General features: G+C 55.4%; 16 protein-coding genes. 10 read left to right on the top strand and 6 right to left on the bottom strand.

What is annotated here, in order from left to right; translation table 11 throughout:
• The 3 genes from VFE46_15595 to VFE46_15585 form a co-directional block, all read left to right on the top strand.
• On the top strand, nt 1-1,105 hold a 1,105-nt coding region (locus VFE46_15595; protein HZZ29421.1), incomplete at its 5' end, for a hypothetical protein.
• A gap of 68 nt (nt 1,106-1,173) precedes the next feature.
• The gene (locus VFE46_15590; protein ID HZZ29420.1) at nt 1,174-2,910 is read left to right on the top strand and encodes a Gfo/Idh/MocA family oxidoreductase; all 1,737 of its coding nucleotides are present in this window, start codon (nt 1,174-1,176) and stop codon (nt 2,908-2,910) included.
• Nucleotides 2,911-3,127: 217 nt separating this feature from the next.
• Nucleotides 3,128-3,835, top strand: a complete 708-nt coding sequence (locus tag VFE46_15585) for a DUF6690 family protein (protein ID HZZ29419.1) — start codon at nt 3,128-3,130, stop codon at nt 3,833-3,835.
• Nucleotides 3,836-3,880: 45 nt separating this feature from the next.
• Here VFE46_15585 and VFE46_15580 read toward each other — a convergent pair whose 3' ends face one another.
• Nucleotides 3,881-5,524: a DUF1559 domain-containing protein gene (locus VFE46_15580; protein ID HZZ29418.1), complete on the bottom strand. Its 1,644-nt coding sequence runs from the start codon at nt 5,522-5,524 to the stop codon at nt 3,881-3,883.
• A 215-nt stretch (nt 5,525-5,739) separates the two neighbouring features.
• On the opposite strand from VFE46_15580, the gene VFE46_15575 reads away from it, so the two are divergent.
• The 4 genes from VFE46_15575 to VFE46_15560 all read left to right on the top strand — a co-directional run bounded on the left by VFE46_15575 (nt 5,740) and on the right by VFE46_15560 (nt 9,236).
• Entirely contained in the window at nt 5,740-6,297 is a 558-nt protein-coding gene (locus tag VFE46_15575) for an RNA polymerase sigma factor (protein ID HZZ29417.1), read from the top strand.
• On the top strand, nt 6,294-6,776 hold the full coding sequence (locus tag VFE46_15570) for a hypothetical protein (protein ID HZZ29416.1): 483 nt from the start codon (nt 6,294-6,296) through the stop codon (nt 6,774-6,776). The genes VFE46_15575 and VFE46_15570 overlap by 4 nt, the downstream gene beginning before the upstream one ends.
• Entirely contained in the window at nt 6,773-7,762 is a 990-nt protein-coding gene (locus VFE46_15565; protein HZZ29415.1) for a hypothetical protein, read from the top strand. Before VFE46_15570 ends, VFE46_15565 begins: the two co-directional genes overlap by 4 nt.
• Nucleotides 7,763-7,916: 154 nt before the next feature.
• Nucleotides 7,917-9,236 (top strand): TMEM143 family protein, encoded by a 1,320-nt coding sequence (locus VFE46_15560; GenBank protein ID HZZ29414.1) that lies wholly within the window; start codon nt 7,917-7,919, stop codon nt 9,234-9,236.
• A gap of 38 nt (nt 9,237-9,274) precedes the next feature.
• Here VFE46_15560 and VFE46_15555 read toward each other — a convergent pair whose 3' ends face one another.
• Nucleotides 9,275-10,447, bottom strand: a complete 1,173-nt coding sequence (locus VFE46_15555) for a PDZ domain-containing protein (GenBank protein ID HZZ29413.1) — start codon at nt 10,445-10,447, stop codon at nt 9,275-9,277.
• A gap of 135 nt (nt 10,448-10,582) precedes the next feature.
• On the opposite strand from VFE46_15555, the gene VFE46_15550 reads away from it, so the two are divergent.
• Nucleotides 10,583-11,602: a GNAT family N-acetyltransferase gene (locus VFE46_15550; protein HZZ29412.1), complete on the top strand. Its 1,020-nt coding sequence runs from the start codon at nt 10,583-10,585 to the stop codon at nt 11,600-11,602.
• Between the two features lie 515 nt (nt 11,603-12,117).
• Entirely contained in the window at nt 12,118-13,626 is a 1,509-nt protein-coding gene (locus tag VFE46_15545; protein HZZ29411.1) for a DnaA/Hda family protein, read from the top strand.
• Between the two features lie 38 nt (nt 13,627-13,664).
• Here the strand turns inward: VFE46_15545 and VFE46_15540 are convergent, their stop codons facing one another.
• The 4 genes from VFE46_15540 to VFE46_15525 all read right to left on the bottom strand — a co-directional run bounded on the left by VFE46_15540 (nt 13,665) and on the right by VFE46_15525 (nt 17,169).
• Nucleotides 13,665-14,849: a DUF1570 domain-containing protein gene (locus VFE46_15540; GenBank protein HZZ29410.1), complete on the bottom strand. Its 1,185-nt coding sequence runs from the start codon at nt 14,847-14,849 to the stop codon at nt 13,665-13,667.
• A gap of 4 nt (nt 14,850-14,853) precedes the next feature.
• Nucleotides 14,854-15,126, bottom strand: a complete 273-nt coding sequence (locus tag VFE46_15535) for a hypothetical protein (protein ID HZZ29409.1) — start codon at nt 15,124-15,126, stop codon at nt 14,854-14,856.
• A complete protein-coding gene (locus tag VFE46_15530; GenBank protein ID HZZ29408.1) occupies nt 15,116-16,507 on the bottom strand; it encodes an SPFH domain-containing protein in 1,392 nt (463 codons plus the stop codon). Before VFE46_15530 ends, VFE46_15535 begins: the two co-directional genes overlap by 11 nt.
• A 152-nt stretch (nt 16,508-16,659) precedes the next feature.
• The gene (locus VFE46_15525; protein ID HZZ29407.1) at nt 16,660-17,169 is read right to left on the bottom strand and encodes a hypothetical protein; all 510 of its coding nucleotides are present in this window, start codon (nt 17,167-17,169) and stop codon (nt 16,660-16,662) included.
• Between the two features lie 300 nt (nt 17,170-17,469).
• Here VFE46_15525 and VFE46_15520 point away from each other — a divergent pair, with 300 nt between their 5' ends.
• A complete protein-coding gene (locus tag VFE46_15520; GenBank protein ID HZZ29406.1) occupies nt 17,470-18,174 on the top strand; it encodes a HEAT repeat domain-containing protein in 705 nt (234 codons plus the stop codon).
• Nucleotides 18,175-18,308: the final 134 nt, after the last annotated feature.

Genomic DNA, 18,308 nt, shown 5'->3' with positions numbered 1-18,308 from the left:
CGCTTTGAATCCGCGACCCTATACGATTGGCTTTCTCACGGTGGTGCTAATGGTGGCGCTGCGCGTGGTCATTGGGTGGCACTTTTTTCAAGAAGGGCTGTCGCACAAAAACGACCCTCACTGGTCGAGCGAGGGCTTTCTGCGGCAGGCGAAAGGTCCGTTGGCCGAACAGTTCCAATCGCATGCGCCCGGTTTTCACAAATGGGATGTTTTGCTGGCTGTGCCGCTGGCGTCCGAACCCCAGCCACTTCCTAACGAAGGAAGCCCCCAGGGCAAGGCCGACAACATAGAACTCGCCCCCGCTGAAGCCAAATCTGCCGCCCAGCCGAATGAAGGCAACCCCCAGCCTGCTCCTAAAGCCGCCGTTGCGAAACCAAACCCAGCCGACTCACGGATTTATGGCCAGTGGTACAGGCAGGTAATTGGTGATTGGAGACTTCGCCGCGACGAAATTGCGAACTTTTATCGCTTCAGCGACGAACAGAAGCAGAGCAGCGATCAATTGCTCGATCATTACGCCGAGCAACTGGCCAATCTGCTCGCCAACGCCGAGGCAGATATCACTGTTTACCGCCATCAACTTTCCCGGAACGTAAGCCTGGGTTCCAAGCCCGAGGCTGAAGAAATTCCCAATCAAATTACACGGCTATCCAACAGGGAGCAAAACCCAATAGGCGAACCCGGCGTAACGGATACCGTTAACAGCAACCCGTCCGATTGGCTGGGCGATGCCCACGCTTTGGAAACCGCTTATCAGCGCGATTTACTCGTGTTGCGCAACGCAGAGCAATTGAAGCTGGGCCAAGCTCCGCAGACCAAAACCGAATTGCAAAAAATCGATACCGCGGTTACCTGGCTGCTAATTGTCGGCGGCGGCCTGTTGATGATCGGCTTGTTCACGCGATTGTCGGCCTTGGCGTTGGCATTGTTTTTAGTGACAGTCATCGCTACGCAGCCTCCCTGGGTCGCTGGCAGCGTGGAAACTTATTACCAAGGCGTCGAATGCGTGGCGTTGTTGGCGTTGGCCTCATCAGCGGTAGGCCGCTGGGCGGGTGTGGATTTTTTCATTCATCACGTCTTCTTTCGACCCTTTCGCGCTCGGTAGGAAAAGATGCCTGGCCCGATTCGAAACAATCACCATTGTCTCTCAGCTCATAAGCCTCCCTCGAAACCATGAACAGCTTGACCCCCGAAGAACGTTCTCTGGGCAAAGAAAATTTCAATTCCGCTATTGGCAGCGAACTGACTCGCCGTGAATTCCTAATGGGCACAGTGGCCGTCGGTGTCGTTTCCGGCGCCGGCTTGGGCGCAATGTATTTTAAATACACCAAGGTTGATAAGCCGCTGCGCATTGGATTTTTGGGCACGGGCGACGAAGGGGGCGTGCTGCTGGGATCACTTACGCCCGATTACATCGAAGTCGCCGCCATTGCCGACATTCGCCCTTACAATGTCCACCGCGCGTTCCACGGCGACTGCTCCAGTCCCAATGCCATGAAAGTTCGCGCCGGATTGCTCTCCAAGTATGGCTGGGATTCGGAAGATGTCGCGCGAAAAAATGTTAAAGTGTACAGCAATTATGCAGATTTAATTGCGGACAAAGATAAGCTCGGCATCGAAGCCGTAATTATCGCCCTGCCTTTGCACCTGCACGCGCCAGCGGCCATTTTAGCCATGAATTCGGGCTTGCACGTCCTCACAGAAAAACTGATGGGGCACAGCGTCGCCAATTGCAAAGAAATGGCCCGCGTGTCGCAGCAAACGGGCAAGCTGCTCGCCACAGGCCATCAGCGCCATTACAGCATCCTGTACGATAATGCCGTCGACACCATCCGACGCGGGCTAATCGGCGAAGTCCACTGCATTCGCGCCCAGTGGCACCGCGGCAACTTGCCTGGGCACGATAGTTGGCAACCGCCGCTGCCAAGCGATCCGCATTTGGCCAGCGAATTGAAAGATCTGCAAAACCAATTGAAGACGGGCAAGACCAAAGACGGCGCACCTCTTTCCGCGAAAGATTTGGAGCAGTTGGGCAAGCGTCTCGACCAAACGGCGGCCCAAATTGCCGACATCACCGAAGATGACGCGAAAAAGTACGGTTACAACGACACCCAGCTCCCCAACGGCTACAGCCGCAGCGCGCAGGAAGAACTCATCCGTTGGCGATTGTGGGAACGCACCGGCGGCGGTTTAATGGCCGAACTGGGCAGCCATCAGCTCGACGCTTCTGGAATTTTCGTAAGCGCCATGGGACCGGAAGGCGGGAAAGCGTTGCCGCTCACCGTGCAGGCAGTCGGCGGCCGGTCGCTATTCCCGATGGACCGCGAATGCGAAGATCACGTGTACTGCATGTACGAATTCCCGGCACCGGGTTACTTCCAGGAAGGCAGCAAAACCGAGGTGAAAGATCCCAACCGCAAAATTGGGGTCACCTATTCCTCGATCAACGGCAATGGCTTCGGCGATTACGGCGAAGTAGTGATGGGAACCAAGGGAACGTTGATTTTGGACCGTGAACAGGAAGTCATGCTGTATAAAGGAAGCGACACCAAAACGAGCATCGGCGTAGCAAAAGCAAAAGACGGCGCCCCTACGCTCGACACCACCGCCAGCGGCGGCGCGGCGGCTGCCGTCGGCAAGTTGGCATTGGGCGAAGGCCCTCCGAGCCGAGGCTACACCGAAGAAATCGAGCACTGGGCCTGGTGCATCCGCCATCCCGACCCCATGAATCTGCCCAAGTGTCATCCTAAGGTTGCACTCGGCGATGCCGTGATTGCACTTACCACCAACGTAGCAATCCGCAATCCGACGGAAAAATCGCGTATTGAGTTCCAGCACGATTGGTTCGACATCGATAATGACGCCACTCCCGACGGCTCAAAAATCGACATGGCTCAATACACGACCTAGGTGGCCTGCAGCAACCTCTGTCCGCTAGCAGCTTAGCCATTCCTTTTCTTTGCTGCCAAGTGCGCTAATCGTAGTGATCTTTCCTGCCGCGCAAACTCTGCGCGCCATGCGGATGGCAACACCGCGCGTTCTCTGTTTACGTTCGCTGGCTCGCTTTGACGATGCCAGGATACGGGTCGGTTCATTTCCAGTGAAGTTGATATTTTTCGAGGCGGCCATGTTCCGTCGCTTATTTTTGACGGTGGCAGTGCTGGGCGCGGCCGTCGGTGTGCCGTATGCGGCCAGCAATTGGTCGAAGCTAAAAGCAAGCGTATTCGGCGGCCCAAGCGCCAACACGCCGGAAAATACGGGCGCATTTAAGCCCGTCTCGGCCACCGGTTCGAACCCAAGTTACTCCGCCATACCGCAACTTCCCGCGGTTACGCCTGACGGCATTCCGCTGGGGGCGGGCGTGAATCCGCAAGCCGAGCAATTACCCCTGGTCGATTTACCCGAAGCCTTTCGTTGGGATATTTCACCCCAATGGGTGCTGTCGCATTGGCCGCGAGTTTCGTCGGGTCTGCCAATGCCTGCCGGATCGATGGCGGAAAATTTGCAAGGCATGCGCGTGGCGCTGATCAGCGGCATGCGCGTGGATGACTTAGCTGGTTCGCTCACGTATTACTTCAATGCTTCGCAGAAGTGCGCCAAAATTACGTTCACCGGTACTACCGGCGATCCGCAGCGATTAATGGCGCTCCTGGTTGATCGTTATGACTTCAAACAATTCGCCGCCAGCGATCCCGGCGTGGTGCGTTACGAAATCCGTTGGAACGGCGCGCCCACTAGCACGCTAGTCGTGCGCCCTGCGGCCATTGTGCGCAATTCGACTCCGTATGAACGCTACATGGTGCAGGTCAGTATTTCCGACCCGGCGGTGAAGTAAGCTAACCTAGTTAAAAAACTGCCCTTAGCGCTAACCTCGACCTCTTCATTGAGGAATTTTTTCGCCACCGCTGCGGGTTAGCAGGGCTTTAAAAACAGCTGCGTCGATGTCTTTTGAAATGCCATCCACATGGCAATCTGCGAATCCGATGTTGACGATATTTCCCGCAAATAGGCCCCCCAAATCTTTCATCGGATTATTATCGTCGGGCGACCAGTCCTCGGGTTTGGTCCAAGGGACTGCTTTGGCAGGAGCTGCCTCAACGAGCATAATCGTATTCGAAAGTCCGTCGGTAAAATCTTTTAGCCGCAAGCCTTCGGTCCCTTCAAAGGCTAGCCCCTTGCCCACGGGCACCACGTACAACGTTTTACCTGGCTCATTAAATTCAGGATGCTTGTAAGCGTCGGGCATTTTTTCGATCAGCGTTTTGTTGTGTTCGCTGTCCCACGGTTCGTCGAGATGAAACTGTTTGTACAGCTCGTTTTCCTCTAAGTATGGCAAAATCATCACCCGCCAACTCAATAGCGGCTTTCCGTCTTTATCGAATATCGCTCGGGCGGGCAAACGTTTGTTTGCGTCTGCATAATTCAACAGCGCCAGGCCAAGCTGCTTAAGATTGTTTGAGTCTTCGGTGCGGTGCGCCGCTTCGCGCGCCGCTTGCACGGCTGGCAGGATCAATGCGACCGCCATGCCAATGGTTGCCGGGCCAGATTGAATATCCGTATGGATTTTGACTTGCTTCCCCTCCTGCGTCGGTTGGAGCGCCGCCACGACTTTGTTGCTCATCATTTGCATTTGATTGATTACTGCTGGAGGCGGACCGCCGGCACTCCCAGCGGCTCGCGCACCGGTTTGCATTCCCTCGATGAGTTGATTTTTGACCACGTCGAGCAATTCCTTGATGTCGTCGGTCAATTCCTTCGCCGCTGCATCGTCGGGCGTAGCGGCAATAACATCGAATTGCATCGCAGCACCTTGCGGCATCTGTCGCAAGTTCGCGGTAACGCTGTTCGCTAGAGTCGGAAGCTTTGGCAGCGCTGCCAGTCGCGGATACTGCTGTGCAGCTTCGGCGAAAGCAGGCGCAACGACAGGCCGTAGCGGTTCCACCGCTAGCAGTAATTGCCACTCCGGCGAGTCATCCGCGCTGGCTGCTAACTTCCGTAGCGGGCTGTCGCCGGGTTTGGCCCTCAGCAACCACTGTAAATCGGGCTGATTGGCGATGAGTAGCGTCTTGGCATCTGCAAACAGACACGACATGGCGTAGTCGTTGGCATTGACTCGGGCTTTGCGCCCTTCCACCGTGCCATCGGTTCCATGCGGAACAATTTTGGCGGCCCAGGCTAATTGATCGACATCGCTGACAAAGCGGATCACAAATCCAATTCTTGGCGGCTTATTAGGATTTGCCGCGGCATCTGGCTGCAGCCCGAGAATCATCATCGCCTGTTCGATCTCTCCCGGATCAAAGCCGATCTTCTCTTTGCCACCGGCCATATTCATGATCGACGCACACACCGGCGCCAGCGGACCGGTAAAGATGCGCTGCGGCTGAATCACACTGATGGCAAATGCTTCGGCCGGCACAAAACTCAAGTCGAGTTTATTTCCCGCTGATTCAGCTGCGAAACCAATCGCGCCGCTAGCTAGGACGATTCCCAAAAACAATGTCGTCAACAATTTGCGCGGCATGATGCGTGGCTCCAAGAGCGTAGGAATTTTATTCACTGGCTCAACCCCCGATTACTGACACCGGCCATCATTGTGCCTAATTGGAAACGTTTTGCAACCTTTTTTCGGCGCTTGGCACTTATACTCTATGCCAACGGAACTTGCTGTGCCGTGAAGTAGACACCCTACAGGGTCGGAAATAACTTCCCTGGCGGCAATCCCAGTCGCAGGGCTGAATGTTTCGCATGCACCCAGACGAATTATTGCTCGACCAACTCAAGCAACGCGTGCCGGCGGCCTACGCCATTTTCGTCGACCGATTTGAAACGCCGCTGTATCGCTTTTTTCTGTCCGATCATCGTGACCATCATCTGGCACAGGAGCAAACGGCCGAAACTTTTGCGCAGCTGGTGCGCACTTTGCCAACCATGCGCGGAAGTTATGGTCAATTGCGAGCATTCGTCTTCGCCACCGCCCGGCATATTCAACTGCGGCGGTGGCGGCAGCCAAAACAGCGGCCGGTTCCATTGGCAGAAGCGATCCACGTTAACGATCCAGGGCCATCGCCCGCGGCATTGGCTGCAGCCCGCGAACAAATGGAACGGGCGCTAGGTGCAATCAGCCGGCTTGACCAGGCGCCGCGGAATGTTTTGCTGCTGCGATTTGTAGAAGAGTGCTCGATCGAGGAGATTGCAGAAATTTTGGAAATGCCGGTCGGCACGGTGAAAAGCCATATTCATCGGGGCCGATCGCAATTACAGGCCATCCTTGCTGAACAGGAATGCAAACCATGAACGATTTCAATGATTCGCTGGAAAATTTGCACGACGTCCCAGAAAACGATCCGCTGCTGGAAGAAGCTTTCTCTCGGCTGCAGCAATGGGAGCCGCCCTTGGAATCACGGGTTCGTAATCGCTTGGCGGTGACAGCCGAATTGGAGCGACTGCGAACCAGTGCTCAAAAACAATCGCTGCCGTGGTGGCGACGGACCATCGCGGTTCCGGTGCCGGTTGCCGCCGGCTTGGCGGCGCTGGCCGCGATTTTGCTGTTGGCCGTTTTTCGTGCCCAATCGGAAGCATCGATCGCGCCACCGGCGGCGGCCAATCAATCCATGCAATCCACGCAGCACACTTCTGCAGAAGGCGCAGTTGCAATCGATCATTCAGCAACTTCATCGCCAGTTATGCAATCTTTCGAAACCGAAACATACCTATGCGGCATCGGCCGTTTGAAATTAGAAACTGGCTACCGGATTCAGGAGGAAAACCAATGATAATTCGTTTACGAAAAATGAACTGCTTCGGCTTCGTGTTTGTTTCGCTGGTGTGGGCGTGGGGTTCCAAGGCGTGGGCTGACGCGCCGAAATCGGAAGAAACGGCAACCGGTTATTTCTATGCGGATATTGTGCTTTTCTCCTATCAACCCGGCAACGAAATCAACACGTATCGCGGATATGGCGGCGTTAGCGGAGTCGGCCCCAACGGAACTACCTTTCTCAGCGCCACAGGCAAAGATCGCAACTTCGAGGTGCGCCTGACAGGCCGGCTGAAGTCGCCGCGGCAATTTTTCGTATCGGTGAAGATCTCGCCCGAACGGGGCGATACGCAAACCAAGGCCCAGGAAACCGAGTACGACTTGTCGGGCCTTAATCCTCAATCGTTGGAGATTGTTAAAGACGATTCCGGGCGGGTATACAAACTAAATCTCACGCCGCGAATTATCGAATTCCCAACAGTGAAGCAGTTTAAAGTCAGTGACTTTCAATTGCAGAGTTGGGGTTTTCCTTCGTCCCCGGTTATCGTGAACGATCAGGATTATATCGGCGAAATGAGTGTCAGTTCCGGCCCGCTGGCCTGGTGCGATATTCCGGGGCTGGCCAAAGTGGAGTTTTCGCTCTTGCACCTCAAAGATGCGACTCCGACGGGAGCTCTCAAGGATGGCGTCATTAACATCCGGCATTCGGATGGCACGACGCTGAAAATTTCCAACGTGAAAAACGGCGCTCATGGAGAAATTCTGCCCGGCGGGCCGTATCAGGTTTGGGTCCGGTGGAACAAGCCCACACAAACCCTTGAAGAATTCCACGAAGTACTAAAACAGGAAATCGAAGCACTGCGAGAGAAGAGCAAGACCGGGGATTACTTGCGGCCAGAGATTTTGGAACGTTTGGAGAAAATGAGTCGGTCCGACCGTGCCGGATTGATTTCGTTCGGCGTCCACCAGCTCGATAAAGATGACTTAGCCGACCCGGGCAAGTGATGCCTGTCGGCTAGGCATTGATTGCTCGCCGGCCATATTCGCGCCGGTTCGGTAATTCATTGAACGATTCCCTCCAGGTTTCGTCGTGCTAGCATGCAGAGTGTGGATTCCATCGTCTTGAGAATGCCCGGCAATTGTGTCGAAAACAACTGGTATGGACCACTCACCAGAACCAACCGCCGTCGCTGAAACAATTGCGTGCGCAAGACCAATCGCCACTGCTGCCAATCTCGAACACTTCATTCCCTGGCGCAAAGCGGAACTCTTCGACCGCTTGTGTTTGCAACCCGGGCTGTCGTCGGCCGAGCAAAGCGGCTTTCGACAGTTTTGTAGATTGCTAGATGCCACGTTGCACTTTGAATATTTGGAGCATTTTGAGAGCCTGAAAAGCGCCTATGCTCCGTTTGATCCTGATGCCGACACCATCCATACGGCCACCTTAAGTGATGCGCAGCGGCGGGCACAACTCGATTTGCTGTTCGATCGTTTTTCCTGGCTCCTGGAACGGGCCAACTTTCGACGGCTTTCTCGCGAAGATATTGAAGCGGCCATGAATTCCGTCAGCCATCATGGACTGAGTTTGGAAGTCGATTTCGATTTTTTTGAGCGGTTGGAAATGTACAGCCGCGGCGAAGTTCTACAACCGCAACAATACCGCGATTGGAAATGGTTCTACCGCTGGCAAGAGGCGCAGGTGCCCACCTTCCAGCGGTTAGTGTTAATTTTTCGCTTGCGGCCCGGCGTGCATAGCACCCGCAACTTCGACACGCACGATGTGTTCATCAAGCTGTTCAAAGATATTCCCAAGCCCGACTTGGAAATGCTGTTGCCCGGCACCCGTGTGAAAATGTCGCTGAAAGACCGCATCAAAATCGTCATGCCCACGGTGTCGGGCGTAGTGGTTTCGATTTATAAAGCTTTGAAGGGCGCGCTGCTGGCGGCGGCGGCGGGAGTTTACGGAATTTTAGTAGTGCTGGGCGTAACTTGCGGCTACGGGGTGAAATCGTTCTTCGGCTACTTGCAGACCAAGCAAAAGTATCAGCTGAATTTGACGGAAAGCTTGTACTTTTTGAATCTCGACAACAACGCCGGCGTTCTGTCGAGGCTTCTGGATGAAGCCGAAGAGCAAGAAAACCGCGAAGCCGTGCTGGCCTATTATTTCTTGTGGCGCAAGCTGGATGTGCGCGGTTCCACCGCCGACGAACTCGGTTGGAAAAATCACACCCAATCCATCAGCATTGTCGACGGCGGATTTACGGCTGCCCAACTCGACCAGCGCATTGAACTGTTTCTGAGTGAAAGCTTGGGCCGCCCGATCGATTTCGAAGTGGATGACGCGCTGGCCAAGCTGATCCGTATGAATTTGGTTCGGCAGGTCGCCGATGGCCGCTATATTGCACTGCCGCTGACTGAAGCGCTGGAAAAATTAGACTACGCCTGGGATAATTACTTCCCCTACAACAAAGCGGCATAATGGCTTTTTGCACGACCACACTGCCTGCGATTTTCAGCCTATGTTCCGCGCGGTGGGCCGTTTTCTTGTTGCTGCAAGCGCTGTTGCAGTTCCTGTACTTTCTGCTCCAGCTCTTGCACGCGGCGCTCCAATGCTTCAATCCGTTGCGCATCGCCTGGCCGTTGCTGCCCGTCAAACGATTGCTGCTGCGTGTCGCTAGATCGGGGTGGCACATTGCCTTGGTGGCCGATATCAACTGAGCCAGATTGGCTACCGTATTGCCGCTGCTGGCCCAACATGGGCATCGGCGGTTGCGGCAATGGCGATTGCCCCTGCTGCTGCCAGCCATTCATTTCTGTTCCCACAGAACCGGAGGCCAGTGTAACTTTTGTGCTCACCGGCTTGCCGTTGTACATATAGGTAAGTTCCACTTCGCTTCCAGCTCCGGCGCGTGCCAAAAGCGCGGTGAGATCGTTCGGCGTGCCCACCGGCGCGCCGTTCACCGCCATAATGACAGCATCCAACGGAATATTCGCTTTTTCGGCGGGCGAGCCCAGCGTGCGCGACATTACGTGCGCTCCTGCCGTCGAAGATAAACCCAAACGCAGTTGATCCTGTTGCGTTACCGGCAGCGTACGAATTCCCAGCAATGGCGGCGGCCCCGATGCGCCCAAACCCAGCCGCGAACCACTCATTCCGCCGGCTGGCCACGATTGTCCCGAGTTTGAGGCAGAGGCGCCCGGCGGTTGGCCGCCCATAGGTTGTCCCTCTTGTCCGACCGGAGCATCGGGAATGCGACCGAAGCTTTGAAAGCGCCGCTGATCCGGCGGCGGGCGGCGTCCCAGCGTGACATTGACATTCTGCGTGGCGCCCTGTCGCTGCACTTGAAAATTCACCGGCGTGCCGGCAGCTTGTGCCCCGAGAATGTTTTTCATATCTTCCAGCGAATGTGCTTGTTGTCCATTGATCGCGGTGATTAAATCGTCAGCCTGCAAACCCCCTTTGGCGGCCGGGCTGTCAGGATCGACATCTTTCACGCGAATTCCCTGGCCGCTTTCCTGGCGATCATCGGCTACCATGCCCAAGTAACCCGGCTCGGCGCCGATTTGTTTGGCGTCGGGTGCGGAAATTTCCGGCGGCCGCATCGGTTGCGCGTGAGCAAAAATCGCCGTGAAGGCCGGCAAGACGATCATCAGAACGATCGCACCGCAAAATAAGCGAATGTTTTTCATGATCTCGCTCCCCGGTTAGAAATCATTCTTGGCGATATTATACAGCTTCTATCAAATCCGAGCGTGACAGAAGCCCCCGGGGGGCGTATTCTGCCGATTATGCCAAACAAGTCTGCCGCAGCGGATCCATCTACCATGCCCGGCCAAGCATCCACTCCGTTGAGTTTTGGTGTTGCTCGTCCGGAGGAATTGCCGGAGACATTGCAGATGCTGTTTAACTGGCTAGACGAAACGGCGCGACCTCTGCAAATTGCCGCTGCTCAAGAGGAAATAGAACGCACCGGAGGCGAGGGGCAGCTGTTATTTGTGGCCAAGCGTGGTTCTGCTTTGGTTGCCGCCATTTGGGTGCAGATGCTGCCGGGACGTGTGGCCTCGCTGTGGCCGCCTGGCGTGGCGTCTGAAGAGCCGGCCGCCACGGCCACAACACTTATCGATTTAGCCATTGCCAAGGCTGCCGGCGTCGGTGTGCGGCTGGTTCAGGCGTTATTGGATACCGATGCAGGGACGCCATCGGAATGGCTGCGAAAATGTGGCTTCAAATACACGACCGATTTGTTGTATTTGGTCAGTTTAAGCGACAAATTTCCCACCTCTGAGCCGCAAAGTGAATTAGTTTTCGAGCCGCTCGGCAAAAACTTGCAAACTGCTGTGGATTCAGTGCGAACGGTAGAAAATGGGAACGTGTCGGCCGATCGCATGGCCCGCTTGGCCACAATTGTTCAGCAGACCTATGTAAACACGCAAGATTGCCCCGCCATCCAAGGTTTGCGTTCAGTGGAGGATGTGCTTTTAACCTATAAGTCTGTGGGAATTTTCAATCCGGCGAGGTGGTTTTTTGTTCGACAGCAAAATGCCGATATGGGTTGCCTGTTGCTGGCCGATCATCCAATGCATTCCAATTGTGAATTGGTTTACATGGGGCTAATTCCCGAAGCGCGCGGCCACCGCTGGGGTCTGGAAATTGTGCGCTACGCCCAATGGCAGGCAGGAAATTTCAATTACGCCGAGAAAACCGCTGGCGGAAAATCTGCCGAGCGGATGGTGTTGGCTGTCGATGCCACTAATTCTCCGGCAATTTCGATGTACGCTGCAGCGGGCTTCGAAACGTGGGATCGCCGCAGCGTTTTTTTACGTGAAATTTCCGCGGAAAACTAACTATTTTGCATTCGATCGCGAAGAAACCCGCGCGACATGGTCGCTCGCAAAAAAAAATCAAACACGTTTTCCACGTTGCGAAGTCGCGGACGAAAATAAATTTTGGACCTCTCTTCCGATTAGTGCAACCATTTTCCCGAAGAATTTGCCGCTCGTCGCCGCGAGGAAAAAAAAGTTGCGCACAATTGTTAGCGGGTGGTTTGACAGCACCGCTAGCGGAAGTAAAATCGTGCACTTTGGGTGACACGACAACCGCAACACACGGCGAAATACAGCAAGTCCTTGAACAATTTCCAACGCTCGATTTTCTTGCCTGAATCCATTGGCCCGGTCTTGCAATGACTGGAACTCGCTCCAAGGATTCGGGCCATCGATTAGCTGGATTTTGTTTTCGACAAGCGCGCCGTTTCCCTTCGCTTCGCGGCAAGTTTACCAATCGTTCCAGCGAGCTGTCGCGACCAACACGGTGCGATTTGCGGACGGGTTGCGCGCACAATTCGGTTCAGGAATCGACTATGAGCAAGGATGTTTTGCCGACCGTGCTGGCATTGCTTGCCAAGCAGCTCGGTCAGGAGCGCTACGAATTGTGGTTCGGCGCGAACACTCGGCTCACTCTCCATGACAACACATTGTTGGTCGAAGCCTCGAGCCAGTTTTTGCAAGATTGGCTGCGGCAACATTACCGTTGCATCCTAGAAACCGCTTGCCGCGAAGCATTGGCCAATGATGCGGCGAAGGTGGAATTTCGGATGGACGAGCAACTGGCTGCCAAATCCACGCCTATTGCAAGCCCACCGGCCGATCAAACGCCGTCTCATAACGGCCCGGCGAGTATTCCGGTCCTCGGTTTGGAAAATCCGCTGCGCGAAGTTAGTCGGTCTGGAAAAAACAGCCCGATTAAGAAAGTTTGTCCATCAAACAATGGTTTTTCCATCGCGCCACACGCCAATGGCCTGCCCGCGGTTGCAGAACATGAGCCATTGCCGCGTCGCCGGTTTGCTACCTTGCCCGCCTTTGTCGTCGGCGGTGCAAACCGCTTGGCGCATGCTTCGGCACAAATGATTGCGGAGCGACCCGGTTCGCTCAATCCTCTCTTGTTGTATGGCCCGCACGGCTCCGGAAAAACTCATTTGCTGGAAGGCATTTGGACGGCGGCCCGCGGGCAGGTTCGAGGCCGGAACTGCGTGTATTTGTCGGCGGAGCAGTTTACGACGTTTTACGTGGCAGCCTCCCGCGGCGGCGGCATGCCGAGCTTCCGCCGCAAGTATCGCACGGTTGACGTGTTGCTGATCGACGATTTGCAATTCTTCGCAGGCAAAAAAGGAACGCTCGTAGAGTTGCTGCATACCATCGACACAGCGCTGCGCGAGGGCCGGCAATTGGTGTTCGCTGCCGATCGTCCACCGGCAGAATTAACGGGCTTGGGCACGGAGCTTAGCAGCCGTTTAGCCAGCGGCATGGTTTGCTCTCTGGAGGCGCCGGATCAAAGTATGCGCTGTTTGCTGGCGCAAGAATTCGGCCGGCGATTGGGGATCGAATTGCCCGCTCCCGTGGCTGAATTTGTCGCCGCGCAGGTTACTCCTGGGGCGCGTGAAATTTCCGGAGCTGTTAACCGGCTGCATGCTGCCAGCCGCTTGTTAGAATGCGCGATCGACCATGCTTTCGCCGAAGAAACATTGGCAGACATCCTTCGCCACAGCGGCCGGACGGTTCGATTGGTCGACATTGAAAGGGCAGTGTGCGATGTCTTCAGCTTGCCCAAGGAAAGCTTGCAATCGCCGCGGCGGGCCAAGCCCGTTAGTACGGCGCGAATGCTGGCCATGTGGTTGGCGCGAAAATACACGCGGGCGGGTCTGTCGGAAATCGGAGAGTACTTCGGTCGCCGCAGCCACAGCACGGTCATCTCCGCTCATAAGCGAGTGACTGGTTGGATCGACGGCCAATCGGAAATTGAGCTAGCGCATGCGCGCTGTAAGGTGGATGAAGCACTCCGCCGCGTGGAAGCCCAATTACGCACGGGCTGAAGCCCAACGCCGCTGCGTTTGATGGGCGAGCGCCCACTTCACTTCACCCGCGCCATGTACCGCACAAATTCGGCGTCCAGCGTATTTAAGTCGGATCCAAACGCGGCTTTGAACTCCTTCAACCGCGCTGCCGGATCGTCCCACCACAGCGGCTCTTTCTCCGCCAGCCGCTGCAGATAGGCCTCGTACTCTTTGGTGTGCAGCCGCAGCAAAAAATAATTCAATGCCCAAGCCTCGGCGTACGCATCCAAGGCCTGCTGAGCATCGCGGCTGCGAAAGCGCTTGTCATCAACAATCAGCGTTTGCAAGGAATCGACCGGCCGCTTCAACAGATATTCTTGAAATCGCTGCAACCGCAACGGATTCACTTCTCCAATTGTGCGCCACCCTTTGCCGTAGCCCAGATCAGGTGTTTCGAAGTACATGGCCAAGCCTTCGCACACCCACAACGGAATGTCGGCGAACCGCTGCTGCAAGCCACAATTGAAAGCAATTTGATGCGTCGCTTCGTGAATGACCGTGGCCACCATCATTGTGGTTTCCGGCCGCGACAACAAATCGTTAATTTGTGCGGCATCTAACCGCTTGTTGTCGCTGCTGTCGTGCAGCGATTCTGCTCCGGTCAGGTCGTAGGTTTTGACTCGATTGGTTTGCAGGCTGTAAAAACCCATCACGCGATTGGAATTGCCCTGTAATTCGTCGACCGATTGCTTGGCGTACATTCCGCGATTCGCATAAATTAGCACGACCAGCGGCATCTCCGGCTCGTGCAGCTTAAAACCTCGGTGCGTCCAAAAGCTGATGAATGACGTATACAGCCGTTCGAAAAGCGCGCTGCACCACAGGGCATAGCCGCGTGAAGTGTTATAAAAAATTAAGTAATGAGCCGTCTTTACCGTATCGAATCCGGCAGGCAAGTCGGCCAGTGTTTGCTTTTTCAACTGCTCGGCCGTCAGCGGCACAAAGGGTTTGTCATCTTCGTGATGATCGATCAACTCCTTTGGCAGGATATTCCACAACTTTCCGTCGGGCGTCAGCAACATGATGCCGCCGTCTTGAGCCTGCACCACGGCTTTGCCGGAAAGATGGTTCGTTTGGCCGTCGCGGCGAAAAGCAACTTCGTCGACCGCCAAGGTCGTAACACAAGCGCACAAAACAAGCGCGGCGCTCAACACGGCAGAGCGAAATTCTATTCTGCGCAAACTCAATCGCAGCAGCAGCATATTTCTATGATAATCCAGTTGGGCGCGCGCCGGAATCCGAACTTCGCAACCCAAACCGCCAGATGACCAGCAGGATTGCTCCTACCGCGGCATAGCCCAACACCATAAATAGCGCAATCCCGGCCAGACGGTCCTTACCGCTGCCATGCATCAATTGATACACCGCAATCGGCAGCGCGGCGGCCGTCAGGAGAATCAGCGCCAGCGCAACCACCGGCGCACGGTAAAGGGTCTCGCCGAACGATTTTCGGCGAAGCGCGGTGGATTCAATTTGCATCACTGCCGGAAAGTTTTTCTTCGACTTTATCGGCCTGCCAGGCAATGGCGGAAATCACCTTGGTCACTGCCAGCGGTTCGGCTGTGGCGGTAAGTTGATTGGCCTGCACCACAATGACATCGCCGGTGGGCGAGGAAACCACCGCAAAGGCGCCGTGAACCATTTGCGTGTTGAATTTCAATAGCTCCATGGCATTCTGGCTGGTGGCCGGGCCGCACACGGAGCTGAACGCGATGATCGAATTCCCCTCGGCATCTTTGGCGTCAAACTGCACGTTCACTTTTTGCTTTCGCAGCGGACCGATGGGCACAACAATTTGCCACTGGTCGCCGCTTTCGGTCACTGGCCAGTTCGACGATTGCGCCACACTCCGGACCAATTGCTTGGGATCGGCCACCATCGATTGCGCTCCCATCGACTGCACTCCGGCCGCTTGGGCCGCAGCCTGCGGAGCAAACATGGTCGCACCGCCCGGCGGCTGCACTGGTCCTTGAGAAGCCTGCTGCACTCCTTGCGGCGTTGGCTGCATGCCTTGCATCGCCTGTTGCAACATGCCGGGGAACATCATGCCGAAACCGGCGCCCATGCCCATGCCCATGGCGCCCGCCCCGATACTGCCCCCTCCTTGCTTGGCCAGCTCGGCCATGCTGTTGGCCGCCTGATACATGGTGAACGCTTGCAATCCGCCCAGCGCTCCAATGCGGCTGCGCGCGTTAATGGCATCTTGCACATCGTCGGGCGGGGTGACGGCGTTGATAATGAAATCGACGAGCTCCAATCCGTACTTGCCGAAATCGTCCGCAACTTTGGCTTTGGTGCCCGCTTCCAGTTCGTTCCCCTTGGCTTGCAAATCGAACACGCCCAGACCCAGGGAACCCAGTAAATCGCGCAGCCGCGAACTGATTACGTCCTTCAAAAAGGACGACACCTGCTCGGAAGTGTATTTTCCCTGTGTGCCGACCAAGGTGTTTAACAACAGCGACGAATCGACAATGCGGAACGAATATTTTCCGTTGGCCCGCAATTGCACCATGCCGCCAAATTCTGCATCGCGCAGCGGAATGGGCTGCGGCGTGCCCCATTTTTGATCCAAAAAAGTTTGCTTGCCGAAAAAGTAAACCGAGGCTTGGAACGGCGATTTTTCCCACGGAATGGTCAGAATCCGCGTAATCAGCGGCACGTTTTGCGTGGTCAGCGTGTGCCGGCCCGGGCTGAAGCAATCGAGCGCCTTGCCGTCGCGGAAAAACACCGCTTCTTGATTTTGCTGCACGATCAGTTGCGCGCCGTATTTGATGTCCGCCGATCCTTCTTCGGGAATCCGCTGCACCAGCGACGCGCCGGTATTGTCAAAGAACTGAATGACTTCCAGGCGAAAAGACATAATGAATCAGTGAATGAGAATGAGTGGAAGTTAACTTGAACACGGAAAAAATGACGAAGTTCAATGCCTCATGAATGACCAATGACCAAGCACCAATGACCAATCTGCGATCCGCTAAAACTTGGTCATTGGGATTTCGTCATTCGTCATTTTCATTCCAGTCCTTTTAAAATATCTTGCCGACGGTCAATCGCTTGCTCCACCTGGCCAAGTTGGTCGTTCAATGCCGGCAGCGGAGCGGGAGTATCGGCGGTGGCAGTGGCCAGCTTTTCAATCGTCGCGGCAAGTATCTCCACCGTGTCCATGGTTTTGACATCTTGCTGATACATCCGATCCAGGAGCCCCTCATTGACTTGGACCAAATCGAAGAATCCACTGTAACCTTGCATGGCGCCGCGCAACCGGCTGATGTTTTTATCCAGCCGCGATTTGAAATGATCTACCTGCGTTAGCGCATCTAACTTTTTGGCATCGACCAACGTCCGCCCGTATGCGTCCAGCGCCGGTTTGGCGCGCTGCAGCCGATCGGCCAGCCAACTGCGCTGTAAGGCGTCACTGTCGCGGCGGTATTCTTTCTCCAAATACCCTTTGAAGCCAGGAATGCGCCGCAAGATGCTTTCGATCCAGCCTCGATTTTGGGCATGTTCGCGTGGTTCTGGCATAACTTAATCTCGCAATAGATGTTCCCACACGCAATTCGTCAAAACGGGCGCCATATTGGCCCGATAAATTGAGAAGCCCAAAATTTGCTAGCAATTTCACCTATTTAGGCCGAATTGCCCCCGCCTATCTGGGAAACATCATAACAGGTTGCAACGGATGCAGGCAAATCCTATGGCAGAATCGTCTTGGCTATCCGGCCCCCTTCCGCTATAGTTCGCCCGCTTATCGGCCCGTCGTCCACGTCGGGCCTGCGTCTTGTAGTTTAGGCATCGTTTGTTTCTCTCATCGATCAACCGTTCATGAGCTGCATTTTTTCCGGCCGCACTCGGTCTGCGCTAACCAGCGCGCTGGTTGCCGCTGCGCTATTGTTGCCCGGTTGCGCAAAGCGGTTCGGCGGCGCGTGGCCCTTTGGAGAAGACCAAACCGCGCAGTTGAAAAAATACGGACCTGCTCCCATCCAACGCATTACGAACATGCAGGAGCGGGCGAAAAAAATGGCGACGGCCAAGCCGGAAGAGCAAGAAGCATTTGCCGCCGAAATGGCGCGCCAGATGCCCAACGAGACCGATTTCAACGTCCGCATGGCCATCATCACCATGATGGCTCACATGAACACCCCTTCGGCAAACGCTATTTTGTATGCGGGCATGAAAGATCCTGAGGCCGAAATTCGCAGTGCCTGTTGCGAAACGTGGAGTAAACGGCCTAGTCCGGAAGCCACCCGGATGTTGGCCGAAACACTTTCCGGCGATACGGATTTAGACGTCCGCCTGTCGGCCGCCAAGGCGCTTTCCACTGCGGGCGATAAAGAGGCCGTGGCTGCGCTGGGGCGGGCTCTGGAAGATTCCGACCCAGCCATGCAGTTTTGTGCTGTCGCCAGCCTGAAAAAGGTGACCGGCAAAGATTTGGGCAACGACGTAAGCGCCTGGCGGCAACTAGCGCAACAGCCCAATCCGCCCATTCATGCCACTTCGGTCGCCAGCCGGCTGAAGCAAATGTTCTAGAGCGCTCTTCATCTAGCTCTAGCGCCATGCCGGCAAATTAGTTAAGCTACGCAGCAACTTGAACAAGGAGGTTGCTGTGGCACCGTATTCGAGGGAGTTTCGTCGAGACGTACTTGCCGCCTGTGATACGGGTG

This window comes from Pirellulales bacterium (assembly GCA_035656635.1).
GTDB lineage: Bacteria > Planctomycetota > Planctomycetia > Pirellulales > JADZDJ01 > DATJYL01.
This window is presented reverse-complemented; position numbering and strand designations above follow the sequence as displayed.